This window comes from Exiguobacterium sp. s102 (assembly GCF_018618635.1).
Classification (GTDB): domain Bacteria; phylum Bacillota; class Bacilli; order Exiguobacteriales; family Exiguobacteriaceae; genus Exiguobacterium_A; species Exiguobacterium_A oxidotolerans.
This window is the reverse complement of the sequence record NZ_JACSML010000002.1, coordinates 378269-390888: the sequence shown is the minus strand read 5'-3', so window position 1 is coordinate 390888 and position 12620 is coordinate 378269. Positions and strand designations below refer to the sequence as shown.

Here is a 12620-nt window from a genome sequence, read left to right as displayed (position 1 = left end):
CGGCTAGAATTACTTCATTTTTTTGTCGAGAAGGACAAAAAGAAGGAGTGAATCACTTCACCCCACCTTTTCCGAATTATGACTTCGACTTTTCTAACACGGCGATGAATTCACGCATATAGTCAGGTAGATCGGGCGGTCTCCGACTTGAGACGATGTGTCCGTCGACGACGACCGGCTCATCGTGCCACACTGCGCCCGCATTCGTCATGTCGTCTTTAATCCCCGGGGTACTCGTGACGTTGACACCTTTGAGTACATCTGCTGAAATTAAAACCCATCCCGCATGACAGATTTGACCAATCGGCTGTTTTTGTTCGTCGAAGTGTCGGACCATTTTCAAGACCGAATCAAACCGCCGTAATAAATCCGGTGACCAACCACCCGGAACGAGAATCGCGTCGTAGTCTGCTGGATTAATGTCAGCAAACGCGATGTCGGAGACGATTGGAACACCGTATTTCCCGATATACTTTTCATTTGCTTTCTCACCCACGATGTCGACCGTTGCCCCTTCTTCACGTAACCGGTGGACCGGGTACCATAACTCTAAATCCTCAAAATCATTACTGACGAGTTGAATCACTTTTTTACCTTGTAAACGCATCATGAAACGCCTCCTGAAATTCTATTTGTGCCTTATTATCTGTTCCCTTAGTCTAAAAAACAAAAACTCCCCTTCTAGTTGAAGAGGAGTCAGACACTTATGCTTCTACGCGAATTTCTTTAATGCCTGCGCCTTGCTTCATTTTTTGAGCATGCTCAAGTCCTGAAGTGACTTGTCCGAAGACTGTATGCACACCGTCAAGGTGCGGTTGCGGCTCGTGGACGACGAAGAACTGACTCGAACCTGTGTCGCGACCAGCGTGCGCCATCGAGAGTGAACCTGCTTTGTGTTTGTGCGGGTACGAAGTTGACGTTTCACATGGGATTGTTTTCCCAGAACCGCCTGTACCGTTCCCGATTGGGCAGCCGCCTTGTGAGACGAAGCCCGGGATGACACGGTGGAAGTTCAATCCATCGTAGAAGTTCGAGTTCGCAAGGCTCTCGAAGTTTTCTGTTGTAATCGGTGCATCGTCGTTAAAGAGTTCAAAATCAATTTTATTTCCGTCTTCTAATAAGATATATCCAGTTTTTTGCATTGTATACCAACCTTTCGCGCTTTTCAGCTAATGGTGTTCGTCACAAGCAACTTGTGACTCCATGGAACAGTGTACCAAATTTTTTCGGAAAACGCAGGTTTTTTACTCAGTTGACGGCAGAATCTACTATTTCAATTTCAATTTCATCACCGACACGAACGGAAGCTGTTACACCGAGTGGCAATGTCAGAACCGGATCCGTATGACCGAAGTCAGCGTCGAGGACAATCGGGAAGTCGTAGCCGCGTGTTGCCCGTAAAATGATGTCTTTCAATGTAAAGTCCGGATCAAAATCGATCTGACTCTCGAACCGGCCGATAACGAGTGCTGAAATCTCATCATACACACCAAGATGCCGCAACTGTGTAAAATAACGGTCGATCGTTTCCGGTGTTTCGCTTCCGTCATCTTCGAGCATCAAGACAACATCTTCGAAAGACGGCATATACGATGTACCTGCAAGTAACAAGAGTGTGCCACAGTTTCCGGCAAGAATCGGTCCTGTCCCCTCGCCTGTACGACCAATCAACATCCCCGCATTCGGTTGTCGTTTTTTCGGACGGTCGTCATGTACGTCCCAGCGGAGTACTTCATCCGTCCACTCGGATGAGGCGACGATTTTCCCAATCGGTTCCGTCTGCATCAACGTTCGCTTGAACGACTGTTCAGTATAGTCGTCAAGACCGTCCAGTAGACCGAACTGCGGCAAAATCGCCGGCCCTAAAAACGTCGTCAAACCTGTTTTTGCATAAATCGCAGCATGCAGTGCCGTGATGTCACTATAGCCGAGTAAAATTTTCGGGTTGTCCCGAATCAAGTCATAATCGAGCTCATCTAACAGCTGATGCGAGTTGAAGCCGCCGATCGTCGCGATGATCGCTTTGACTTCCGGATCGCGAAACGCCATATGTAAGTCTTGCACCCGTTCGCCAATCGTTCCTGCCGTATGACTATGGACTGCCATCGCATTCGGCATCACAAGGACCTGAAAGCCCATCCGTTCCAATGTTTCAATGCCGCGTTGCAATCGGCGCGGCACGTAGGCTGCAATCGCTGATGCGGGTGACACGATCGCGATTGTATCGCCTTCTTTTAATCGAGCTGGTTTCATCTTTTTTCCTCCTTCTTCTTTTGGAAAAACCTGACTTTCATCATAACAAAAAAAGTAGCAAATTGGGAAGAAGACCCAACTTGCTACTTTACATGATTTAATCGATGACAGCGTGAACGAGCGGACGTTCTTCCGGTTTCGTTTCACTGATATGATACGCATGATCCATTTTCTCAATTGCTTGATCAAGCGTTTCTTTATTCGAACGAAGTGTCGCGATGACATCGCCGACTTCAACACGATCGCCGACTTTTTTCAATAACGTGACGCTTGCTGCATGATCGATGACGTCTGTTTTCGTCGCTCGGCCCGCTCCAAGAATCATCGCTGCGACACCAACTTCATCGGCGATGATTTCAGAGACATAACCTGCTTTTGATGCCACGAAGTCTTTTTGGTATTTCGTTTCAAGTGCTTTTGACATATCGTCAACGAGTGACGCGTCGCCACCTTGCGCTGCGATGAACTTTTTAAAGACGTCGAGTGCTGCACCGTTCGCGAGGCGTGTCTCGAGATCGGCATACGCTTCGTCGAACGTCGGGTAGAACTCACCAAGGACTGCCATATGTGAGGCAATCGTCAAGGCGATGACTTTCAAGTCACGCACATCTTTACCTTGTAAGACTTCGATTGCTTCTTTGACTTCGTTTGCGTTCCCGATTTCGTTTCCGAGTGGCTGATCCATGTCCGTGATGACGGCAATCGTTTTCCGGTTGACACTTTTCCCGATTGAAACCATCTCTGTCGCAAGTGCTTTCGCGTCCTCAAACGACTTCATGAAAGCACCTGAACCCGTTTTAACATCAAGAACGATGCTATCAGCGCCGGCCGCAATTTTTTTCGACATGATTGAACTTGCAATCAACGGAATCGAATTGACTGTTGCTGTCACGTCACGTAATGCGTAAAGTTTTTTGTCAGCAGGTGTTAAGTTCCCGGTCTGACCGATGATTGCCATCTTGATGTCGTTGACTTGGCTGACGAAGGCTTCTTCCGATAATTCAACATCGAAACCAGGGAAGGCTTCCAATTTATCGATTGTTCCACCTGTATGACCAAGACCGCGTCCGCTCATCTTCGCAACCGGAATCCCGATTGACGCGACGAGTGGTGCAACAATCAGACTGATTTTATCGCCGACGCCGCCTGTTGAGTGTTTGTCGACTTTTTTGCCGTGAATCCGTGATAAGTCGATGACGTCACCTGATTCGACCATCGCCATCGTCAAATCTGCGATTTCACGATCTGACATCCCTTGATAAAAAATGGCCATCGACATCGCTGACATTTGATAATCCGGAACGTCCCCGTTCGTGAATCCTTCGACCATTGCTTTAATATCGGCTGTTGGTAACTCGCCGCCGTCTCGTTTCGTTGCAATCAAATCTACCATACGCATAATCTATTTCCTCCTCTAAGGTGTTGTTACATTTTTTTGATCGAACCACGAACGAGCGACAGGAAGTGTGCCCGGACCCGTTCCGTCGTTTCGATGACTTCATCGTGATGGAGCGGCTGATCTAAGATACCTGCTGCCATGTTTGATACACATGAGATTCCGAGTACGCGCATGTCTGAGTGACGTGCGACGATGACTTCAGGAACCGTCGACATGCCGACGACATCTCCACCAAGCATCCGTGCCATTTTGACTTCAGCGGGCGTTTCATATGTCGGACCGGTGTTGCCGAAGTAAACGCCTTGACGAACATTGATTCCGAGCTCATCTGCCGTCGCTTGGGCAAGTTCCAGTAATTCTTTATCATACGGCTTCGACATGTCCGGGAAACGTGGTCCCATCTCATCGACGTTTTTTCCGATCAACGGATTCGTTCCGAAGAAATTGATGTGATCTGTGATCAACATGAGATCTCCCGGTTCGAATGCTTCATTACAAGCACCCGCTGCATTCGTCACGATTAATGTTTCGACGCCGATTGCTTTCATGACACGAACTGGGAATGTGACCATTTCCATCGAGTAGCCTTCATAGAAGTGGAATCGTCCTTGCATCGCGACGACTTGTTTGCCTTCGAGCGTCCCGAAGACGAGTTGTCCCGCATGTCCTTCCACTGTCGAAACAGGGAAGTTCGGAATATCGCCATACGGAATCGCGATTGGATTTTCAATTTCATCAGCCAGTACGCCGAGACCTGATCCGAGAATCAAACCGATTTCCGGCTTTGCCTGCATTTTACTTTCTAAATATGAACGTGTTTCATTCCAGTTGACTGTCATCCAAAATCGCTCCTTTGAAATTAAAGTTCTGTTAAAAAGCTTTTTCCGTGTGCCGGCATTTTAACACCGAAGTTTGCAGCAACCGTCGCTCCAAGATCAGCAAATGTTGCACGCGTTCCTAAATCGTTTGCGACACCAGATTTTTGGTACGCAAGAAGCGGGACGTACTCACGCGTGTGATCTGTTCCAGCGTGAATCGGATCGTTTCCGTGGTCAGCTGTAATGATTAAGAGATCATCTTCTTGCATCCGCTCGAATACTTCCGGGAGACGTGCATCAAATTCTTCAAGTGCATCCCCGTAACCTTGCGGGTCACGACGATGTCCGAACAAGGCATCGAAGTCAACAAGGTTCAAGAAGCAAAGCCCTGTGAAGTCACGTTCGAGTTGACCAACGAGTTGGTCCATTCCGTCCATGTTCGATTTCGTACGAATTGCATCCGTCACACCTTCACCGTCAAAGATGTCAGCGATTTTACCGAGCGAAATGACATCGAATCCAGCTGTCTCAAGCTCATTCATGACAGTCCGGTCAAACGGTTTTAAGGCATAGTCGTGACGGTTCGATGTCCGAACCCATGCGCCTTGCTCCCCAAGGAATGGACGTGCGATGATGCGACCGAGCATGTATGGATCGTCGCGCGTGATATCACGTGCATATTCACAAATCCGGTAAAGTTCTTCGAGTGGGACGACTTCTTCGTGGGCTGCAATCTGTAAGACAGAGTCAGCAGATGTATAGACGATCAATTCGCCCGTTTCGACGTGTTCTTGACCGAGTTCATCTAAGATTTCCGTACCAGAAGCTGGTTTGTTACCGATGATTTTCCGACCAGAGAATGCTTCAAGACGGTCAATCAAGTCAGCCGGGAATTTTTCAAAGACACGGAATGGTGTATCGATGCGAAGACCCATGATCTCCCAGTGTCCCGTCATCGTATCTTTCCCCGCCGATACTTCTTCCATTTTACCGTATGATGCGATTGGTGCGGCATCAGCCGAAACACCTTGAACGGCTTCAATATGCGCGAGACCAAGCTTTTCCAGGTTCGGGATATTCAAGCCATTCATATGCTCTCCGATGTGACCAAGCGTATGTGCTCCTAAATCTCCAAATTGTTCCGCATCGGGTGCTTCACCGATACCAACAGAATCCATGACGACTAAAAATACACGTTTGAATTGTTGTGCCATTTGTATTTCCTCCTAATACGTACTGTAATGAACGACTGCCCTAATGATTTTCCCACAAACCGACTATACAAAACGCTTCATTTGTCTGAAGTCAGACCTTTGTTTTATAAGGAACATCATGCACGTGGATGATGATTCTTATAGACTTCATGTAACCGACCTTTGTTGACATGCGTGTACATTTGCGTCGTCGACAAGTCGGCATGACCGAGCATCTCTTGGACAACCCGTAAATCTGCACCATTTTCAAGTAGATGAGTAGCGAATGAATGACGGAGCACATGTGGCGTAATCTCTTTTTCAATACCCGCTTCTCTTGCACGTCGTTTAATCATCTTCCAAAAACCTTGTCGCGATAACCGGCTTCCCCGACTATTCAAGAAGACATAATCCGTTTGCTGGCCCCCTAAACTGTTTCGTGCTAATTCGAGATAGGTCGTGACGCTCTCAATCGCTGTCGTGCTGATTGGAATGATTCGCGTTTTGTTCCCTTTCCCAAGACACGATAAGTAACCGAGTTCGAGCTGTAGATCGTTTAACGTCAACTGTAGCAGTTCACTGACCCGCATACCGGTACCGTATAACAGTTCAAGCATCGCCGCATCCCGTCTGACGAGCGGATCGTTTCCGACCACGGAATCAAGCAACTTAACGACGTCCGTTTGACTCCAGACGACCGGGAGCTTTTTTTCTGGTTTCGGTAAATCCAAATGACGTGACGGATCACTCTCCACTTGACGCTCTTCGACCAAATATTGATGGAACGAACGGATCGAACTCGTCGCCCGTCTGACCGTCGACCGTGACTTTTGAGCGTTCAACAAGCTCTCGATATGGAGCACGATATGATGTCGTGTCACGAATTCAAGCGAAGTCACCCCTGCTTGTTCGAGCGAATGAAGATACTGGTTTAAATCATTTCGATAGGCTGCTACCGTATTTCCTGACATTTGCCGTTCGATGACGAGATAGTTGATAAATGCTTCCAGTTGTTGTCTCACTGAATTCATCCTCTTGGCTTAAGAAATCGCTTACTTTCCCATCATATCAAAGGTGTAAACTGTTGTGAAGAGGTCTGACCTATATTTTCAAAAAGAAAAAACCGCCCTGTGTGTGGAGGGACGGTTAGACAGTTTGTGTTTGCGTTTGTTCAAGCGCTTCACGTGCATGACGCTCCTGACAAACACGGCAAACTCCGTGGAAGGTCAAGCGATGATCTTTAATTTTAAAGTGAAACCGCGAGACGATTTCTTTTTCGACATCTTCTAACATATCATCTAAAATTTCTTCGACGGAACCACATTCGATACATACAAGGTGGTGATGCGAGTGACTCGCCCCTTCTTGTCGTAAATCGAATCGAGATACGCCATCTCCGAAGTTGACCTTATCGACGACTTCAAGCTCCGTCAATAATTCGAGCGTCCGGTACACGGTCGCGAGTCCAATATCAGAGTTTTTTTCTTTCACTAATAAAAAGACATTTTCAGCACTGAGGTGATCCGACTCATGTTCTAGCAGGATACGCACAGTCGCTTCACGTTGGGGAGTCAGCTTATATCCTTTACCGCTCAGCTGTTTTTTAATGCGTTCAACACGACTTTCCATCATAGCGCCCCCTTAGGTCGAAACTGATGCTTTTATCATAGCTGATTCTCAATCAATTTTCAAATTAAAATGATTATCAACTGAAAATCAACCAAATTAGAATCATTTTAATGTACGGATGTGCCAATGTTGAATCGCCATGATTGTTTTTGCATCGACAATCGTGCCATTTGCAATCAGTTCTAAGGCCCGGTCAAGTGACAATGTCTGGTTTTCAAGGAATTCATCTGCATCCAGCTGACGTTCACCAGCCGTCAAACCGATTGCTTCATATATATGTACGCGTTCGCTGCAAAATCCCGGTGCCCCGTAAAAATCGAAGACATGTTTCAATTCTTCTGCCGCGTAACCTGTTTCTTCTTTCAATTCTCTTCCGGCACAATCAATTGGATTCTCACCCGCCTCAAGTTTTCCCGCAGGAATTTCAATCGATAGCTGTTCGAATGCTTTGCGGTACTGCTCGACGACAATCAAATCACCTTTTTCATCAAAGGCGATGATTGCGACGGCTCCGTTATGATAAACGAGCTCGCGCACTGATGTATTACCGTTTGGTAAGCTGACGACATGCTTTTCGACATTAAAGACTTTTCCTTCATAAATGACTTCTCGTTCGATTGTTTTTTCTTCCATTCCGAACACCTCTTCCTTCTATAACTATCCGCGCCGTAATTTATTCTTCTTATTCAGTATGCCTGTTATCTGATTCCTGATGCAAGTTTGTTTTTTCAAACTCAAAATATGAAACAGTTCCTCAACAGGGGGACGGAGAAATAAATATGATAAACTGTTCTGTAGTAGCACATATCGAAAGAAATGAGGGATTAGTCATGGGACTCGGATTAGGCACAATGACAATATTAAAACGCGGACAAGAAGAAGCAACAGAAATCCTCCGTACAGCGCTCGACGAAGGGGTCATTCATTTTGACACAGCGGACGTCTACGCGAACGGAGCCGTCGAATCGTTGATTGGACAGACATTTTCGCAAGAAGACCGCAGCCGGATTTTCCTCGCCTCTAAAGGCGGCAACCGAATGAATGCAACGGGAACGGGTTGGACGTGGGATCCGAGTTACGAGTACTTAAAACAAGCATGTCTTGAAAGTCTGAACCGACTCGAAACACCTTACCTCGATCTCTATTATGTCCACGGCGGAACGATGGAAGACGACCTCGATGCATCGATTCAAGCCGTGAAGGATTTAAAAGCAGACGGTAAGATTAAGGCCTATGGTCTTTCTTCTTTACGGCCGAACGTCATTAAGTATTGGCTCGAGCATAGTGATCTCGATTATTTGATGACACCTTACTCGTTACTCGATCGGCGCATCGAAGCACTTTTGCCTTTACTCAATGAAAAAAATGTCAAGGTAGTCGCTCGTGGTCCGCTCGCAAAAGGATTATTGACGACTGAGAGTACGTCGCGCCTCCAATCCGTTGACCAGTTCGAGCAATTTAATAAAGAACAACTCGAAGAAACATTGAATTTCTTGCAAGACTACCCACTACCCGCGCTCGCTCTCCAAGCAATCGATCAACAAGCCGCAATCGTCCTGCCTGGTGCGTCGAGCGTGTCGCAATTACAGGCCAATCTCAAGGCGATGCGGGAACCCGTCACGCTTGAACAAATCAATCACGTCCTGAAGACATTGCCGGTCCATCCTTATACAGCACATCAATAAGGTTTGAGTTTTAGCAAGCCGGGGAATCCTCTTATTTGTAACGTTAACCCTAGAGGAGGAATTTTATTATGGCACGTATTTTAATCGTTTCAACAAGCGCGGATGACATGAACGGACACGCAACAGGACTTTGGTTCGAAGAGTTTGCTGCACCGTTTAACTTATTTAATGAAGCAGGACATGACGTCACTGTTGTTTCTGTTAAAGGTGGCGACGTCCCAATCGATAAAGCATCACTCGTCAAAGAAATTCTGCCGAAGTTCCAAGACGCACGTAAAGCACTAAAAGATACAGCTTCACTCTCAACAGTCGATCCTTCATCGTTCGACGCTGTTTATTTCCCGGGTGGACACGGTGCGGTCGTTGACTTCCCGAACAATCCACAAGTTGCCGGTGCAATCGAAGCAATGGTCAAGAAAGACGGAATCGTCGCATCTGTTTGTCACGGACCTGCCGCTTTCGCTCACGTCATGATTGATGCCAAACCATTCGTCGAAGGTCGTCAAATCAACGGCTTTACAGATGAAGAAGAAAAATCAACAGGTCTTGAAGAGAAAGTTCCATTCTTACTCGAAACAACGTTGCGTAATGAAGGTGCAACGTTCTTGACTTCAGACGCAGGTAAAGAATTCGCAGTCATCGATGGCAACGTCATCACAGGTCAAAACCCAGCTTCAAGTGAAGCTGTCGCTAAATTGATCGTCGCTAAACTCGCGACTGTCTAAAATTTTAGTTGATGCTAAGCACTTCCACTGAACATCAGTGGAAGTGCTCAGCGTGTAGACAAACTTAGATGGAAGATCACTTGAATGTGATTTCCCATCTTTTTTTGCTCTCTCTTTCCTTCCTAATCGTCTTCCTGTGGCAAACATCGCGCCGCTACAGCAAAGCTGCAGGGTCGCTCCTGTTTGCTTTACACTAGGAAGCGATTAGATTAGAAAGCGAGATTTTTTTAGCTTTCTTTAAGATCAGTGAAGATACTCTGTCGTTTTGGAAACGATTCAAGACGGTCCACCTGAAAGACGTCCCTTTTCGTCGACTTCTACGGGAAAAAATGCGTCTTTGCGTGCTTTTCTCCCCCCACGTGACGTTGTCTACATGCAAAACAGCACCTCCACTGAACGAAGCTGGAGGTGCTGTTCTCACTTCGGGTCATTTCTCTTCGTTAAGCGCCCGCTGAAGCATCAGTATTTCACGTTCGGCTGCCGCAACCGTGCGGTCTTCAATAACGAGCTGCTGCTGTCGTGCTTCAAGCTGCTCGTCAAGGTTCGTACGCTCTTCATCGGTAAACGACTGTTCAACCACACGTTCCCGTCGATACCAACGCTTCGGAATGATTTTTGGTGCTGGTCCTGTCTCAATCGTCCGTTCGATTTCATCGAATGCCGCCTGCGCTTCTGCCTGACGGTCTTGAAGCGGACGAATCTGTTGAGTGAGCGCCTGTAATCGTTCGTCAACGAAGGGGCGTGTTTTTGACGCCAACATTTCTTTTACATCCATTCGTAACACGTGTTCTGCTTGCTGATGTTGCATATCTTCTTCGTGATCTGTTGGTTCGAGAAGTTCCAAACGGTCGCTGTTTTCAGACTCTGTCAGAATGTCTTCGATTTCACTGATCGACAACCACGAGACATGTCGCATGACGAATTGATCGATTAGCCCCGCATCAACATAGTAGTCTCCGACTTCTCCACCTAATTTCAATTCAGCGGCGGCATATGTTGCATGTCGTTTGATGATGTCATCCGTTTCTTCGTCCAGCCAGTCTTGATAATCTTTAAATACACTCACGTTCTCTACTCCCTATCCCATCACAATCAAACACTCGTTTGACTTCTTTTGATTTCTTCGATTGCCCAGTCACACCAATCGAGGTAATTCAGCATCATCCGTAGACCGTATTCACTCGTCAATGTCTCCCCGAGTGTCGCCCCGTTCTCTAAATGATCTTTTCGCCACACTTGCATCATGTCGACCGCAAATTGATGATGCCGTTTTGATTCTTCAAGGTAAGCGATCGCTTCCTCGAGCGGCAAGAGGTGTAACAACGACACTCGCATTAAGTTCTCATCTTTCATTTTCGGCTTAAATTCACTCGGTGCCCGCAGCCAGGCGACGAGCTCTGTTTGGCCTTTATCTGTAATCGAATAGACTTTTTTATCTGGAAGATCCTCCTGGACGATATGAACACTCGTCACGAGTGATGCTTCTTCCATTTTTAATAATTCTCGATAAATTTGCGTATGATGTGCTGTCCAAAAATGCGTCATCTGTTTTTTGAACGTCGTACTTAAATCATAGCCTGTCGCTTCTCCCTGGGTTAGCAGTCCGAGCAGTGCGAATCGTAATCCCACTGGCTGCACCTTCTTTCATCAATAATATATATTGTTAATTGTCTCAAATTACGTCGCATTACGCCACTTTGTACTTTTTTAAGCAAAAAAAACTGTAGATCGCTGTCTCATCTACAGTTCCTCCTGTCACATGCTAGATTGTTCAATGCTTCGTTCGACCATCGCCCAGTACTCCGGCGGGTGCGGGACGAAGCGGTTCCGCCCGAAACGTTCACCCTCGATGCTGACGACTTCCGTTGTCGTTTCGTCACCTAACGTAGCAAATGCGTCGAATGAAAAAGCGACCAGCCGTTTGACTTCAGTCGCTTGTAAATGATAGTCAGAAATGGCTTGGTTCGATTCCGTCAAAAAGACCTGAGTCCGCTCGCGATCAATGAATCCCGGCAACGTCAGTTCTTCTAGAAAAATACCAACGTGCTCCAACTGATCCATCGCCCGGACGAGTCCGAGCTCTTCTTCGAGTTCACGAACACCATCAGCAACGGTTTCACCGGCAAGTAAATGTCCTGCCGCTGTAATGTCGAGACAATTTGGAAAATCCTTTTTTTCAGTCGCCCGTTCTTGAAGAAGAACGATTCGTTGCTCTCGATTCACGACGAAGCAGTGGAACGTCTCATGCCATAACCCTTCAGCATGTACCCGGTTTCGTGACGCCGTGAATAATGGATGCCCGGCCTGATCCGTGACCATGATTAACTCCTGTTCACTCATCCCAGCACCTTAGAGGCTTGATAGAAGCGCTCGCCTACCGTATACAGTTCTGCAATCAAGAAGACGATCGCAATCCAGATGATTGCACTTGGGAATAACAGCATTGCCGTTAAAAACAAGAACCCCTCCGTCCGTTCAACGAGACCCGGCTGGTATTGGAAGGACTTGATGCCATAATTTTCACTGACTGCCCCAATTGCGAGAAACATCGTCATACCGATGACAAAGGACGCAATTAAAAAGAGCATGACGATTTGTGTTTCCGGAAAACGAAGCGCAATCCCGATCAGCACGGACAACTCGACGATTCGATCTAGTACAAGATCAAGGATCGTTCCAATCGCTGTCGGTTTTTCGCGACGTGCCATCGTCCCATCGACGACATCAAGCATTCCAGAAATCCACAATAAGAGAATCGCAATTCCCATCATGTCATTGTAGACGAAGAATCCTGTTGCCCCTCCGATGATGCCGGAAATGATTGTGACTTGATTCGCCGACAGACCAAGCTTTTTCAAACCGGTCGCCGCTTGGTCGAACACAGGTTGGACCATCTTTCGTGCTCGTGTATCTAACAT

Annotated in this window: 15 protein-coding genes; 2 read left to right on the top strand and 13 right to left on the bottom strand. The window is 46.9% G+C overall.

Going from position 1 to position 12620, the window contains the following annotated elements; genetic code table 11:
- Positions 1–76 precede the first annotated feature (76 nt).
- The 9 genes from KNQ02_RS07050 to KNQ02_RS07010 form a co-directional block, all read right to left on the bottom strand.
- Complete coding sequence (locus KNQ02_RS07050; RefSeq protein ID WP_088836694.1) at positions 77–607, bottom strand: type 1 glutamine amidotransferase domain-containing protein; 531 nt, start codon at positions 605–607, stop codon at positions 77–79.
- A gap of 97 nt (positions 608–704) precedes the next feature.
- Complete coding sequence (locus KNQ02_RS07045; protein WP_088836693.1) at positions 705–1142, bottom strand: peptidylprolyl isomerase; 438 nt, start codon at positions 1140–1142, stop codon at positions 705–707.
- Between the two features lie 106 nt (positions 1143–1248).
- Positions 1249–2253 (bottom strand): S66 family peptidase, encoded by a 1005-nt coding sequence (locus KNQ02_RS07040; protein WP_214807696.1) that lies wholly within the window; start codon positions 2251–2253, stop codon positions 1249–1251.
- Positions 2254–2350: 97 nt separating this feature from the next.
- Positions 2351–3652: a pyrimidine-nucleoside phosphorylase gene (locus KNQ02_RS07035; RefSeq protein WP_088836691.1), complete on the bottom strand. Its 1302-nt coding sequence runs from the start codon at positions 3650–3652 to the stop codon at positions 2351–2353.
- Between the two features lie 26 nt (positions 3653–3678).
- A complete protein-coding gene (locus KNQ02_RS07030; protein ID WP_029333165.1) occupies positions 3679–4491 on the bottom strand; it encodes a purine-nucleoside phosphorylase in 813 nt (270 codons plus the stop codon).
- 20 nt (positions 4492–4511) lie between these two features.
- Positions 4512–5684 (bottom strand): phosphopentomutase, encoded by a 1173-nt coding sequence (gene deoB, locus KNQ02_RS07025; protein ID WP_214807693.1) that lies wholly within the window; start codon positions 5682–5684, stop codon positions 4512–4514.
- A gap of 116 nt (positions 5685–5800) precedes the next feature.
- The gene (xerD, locus tag KNQ02_RS07020) at positions 5801–6685 is read right to left on the bottom strand and encodes a site-specific tyrosine recombinase XerD (RefSeq protein WP_214807690.1); all 885 of its coding nucleotides are present in this window, start codon (positions 6683–6685) and stop codon (positions 5801–5803) included.
- 124 nt (positions 6686–6809) lie between these two features.
- On the bottom strand, positions 6810–7292 hold the full coding sequence (gene fur / locus KNQ02_RS07015) for a ferric iron uptake transcriptional regulator (protein WP_088836688.1): 483 nt from the start codon (positions 7290–7292) through the stop codon (positions 6810–6812).
- A gap of 102 nt (positions 7293–7394) precedes the next feature.
- Entirely contained in the window at positions 7395–7925 is a 531-nt protein-coding gene (locus KNQ02_RS07010) for an NUDIX domain-containing protein (RefSeq protein ID WP_088836687.1), read from the bottom strand.
- A gap of 197 nt (positions 7926–8122) precedes the next feature.
- Between KNQ02_RS07010 and KNQ02_RS07005 the strand changes: the two genes are divergently transcribed.
- The gene (locus tag KNQ02_RS07005) at positions 8123–8977 is read left to right on the top strand and encodes an aldo/keto reductase (RefSeq protein WP_088836686.1); all 855 of its coding nucleotides are present in this window, start codon (positions 8123–8125) and stop codon (positions 8975–8977) included.
- 68 nt (positions 8978–9045) lie between these two features.
- Positions 9046–9702, top strand: coding sequence for a type 1 glutamine amidotransferase domain-containing protein (locus KNQ02_RS07000; RefSeq protein WP_214765315.1), 657 nt, complete (start codon positions 9046–9048; stop codon positions 9700–9702).
- Positions 9703–10129: 427 nt separating this feature from the next.
- Here KNQ02_RS07000 and KNQ02_RS06995 read toward each other — a convergent pair whose 3' ends face one another.
- From KNQ02_RS06995 to KNQ02_RS06980, 4 genes are all read right to left on the bottom strand, one after another.
- Complete coding sequence (locus KNQ02_RS06995; protein WP_214765316.1) at positions 10130–10768, bottom strand: hypothetical protein; 639 nt, start codon at positions 10766–10768, stop codon at positions 10130–10132.
- Between the two features lie 26 nt (positions 10769–10794).
- The gene (locus KNQ02_RS06990; protein ID WP_088836684.1) at positions 10795–11331 is read right to left on the bottom strand and encodes a PadR family transcriptional regulator; all 537 of its coding nucleotides are present in this window, start codon (positions 11329–11331) and stop codon (positions 10795–10797) included.
- A gap of 126 nt (positions 11332–11457) precedes the next feature.
- A complete protein-coding gene (locus KNQ02_RS06985) occupies positions 11458–12021 on the bottom strand; it encodes an NUDIX hydrolase (protein WP_251133015.1) in 564 nt (187 codons plus the stop codon).
- A 17-nt stretch (positions 12022–12038) separates the two neighbouring features.
- The gene (locus KNQ02_RS06980) at positions 12039–12620 is read right to left on the bottom strand and encodes a CDP-alcohol phosphatidyltransferase family protein (RefSeq protein WP_029333155.1); all 582 of its coding nucleotides are present in this window, start codon (positions 12618–12620) and stop codon (positions 12039–12041) included.

What these genes read in the sequence shown, in the direction of transcription:
- KNQ02_RS07050 (WP_088836694.1), bottom strand. Translation starts at nt 607, where the DNA reads ATGCGTTTACAAGGTAAAAAAGTGATTCAACTCGTCAGTAATGATTTT.
- KNQ02_RS07045 (WP_088836693.1), bottom strand. Translation starts at nt 1,142, where the DNA reads ATGCAAAAAACTGGATATATCTTATTAGAAGACGGAAATAAAATTGAT.
- KNQ02_RS07040 (WP_214807696.1), bottom strand. Translation starts at nt 2,253, where the DNA reads ATGAAACCAGCTCGATTAAAAGAAGGCGATACAATCGCGATCGTGTCA.
- KNQ02_RS07035 (WP_088836691.1), bottom strand. Translation starts at nt 3,652, where the DNA reads ATGCGTATGGTAGATTTGATTGCAACGAAACGAGACGGCGGCGAGTTA.
- KNQ02_RS07030 (WP_029333165.1), bottom strand. Translation starts at nt 4,491, where the DNA reads ATGACAGTCAACTGGAATGAAACACGTTCATATTTAGAAAGTAAAATG.
- deoB (WP_214807693.1), bottom strand. Translation starts at nt 5,684, where the DNA reads ATGGCACAACAATTCAAACGTGTATTTTTAGTCGTCATGGATTCTGTT.
- fur (WP_088836688.1), bottom strand. Translation starts at nt 7,292, where the DNA reads ATGGAAAGTCGTGTTGAACGCATTAAAAAACAGCTGAGCGGTAAAGGA.
- KNQ02_RS07010 (WP_088836687.1), bottom strand. Translation starts at nt 7,925, where the DNA reads ATGGAAGAAAAAACAATCGAACGAGAAGTCATTTATGAAGGAAAAGTC.
- KNQ02_RS07005 (WP_088836686.1), top strand. Translation starts at nt 8,123, where the DNA reads ATGGGACTCGGATTAGGCACAATGACAATATTAAAACGCGGACAAGAA.
- KNQ02_RS07000 (WP_214765315.1), top strand. Translation starts at nt 9,046, where the DNA reads ATGGCACGTATTTTAATCGTTTCAACAAGCGCGGATGACATGAACGGA.
- KNQ02_RS06985 (WP_251133015.1), bottom strand. Translation starts at nt 12,021, where the DNA reads ATGGTCACGGATCAGGCCGGGCATCCATTATTCACGGCGTCACGAAAC.
- KNQ02_RS06980 (WP_029333155.1), bottom strand. Translation starts at nt 12,620, where the DNA reads ATGTTAGATACACGAGCACGAAAGATGGTCCAACCTGTGTTCGACCAA.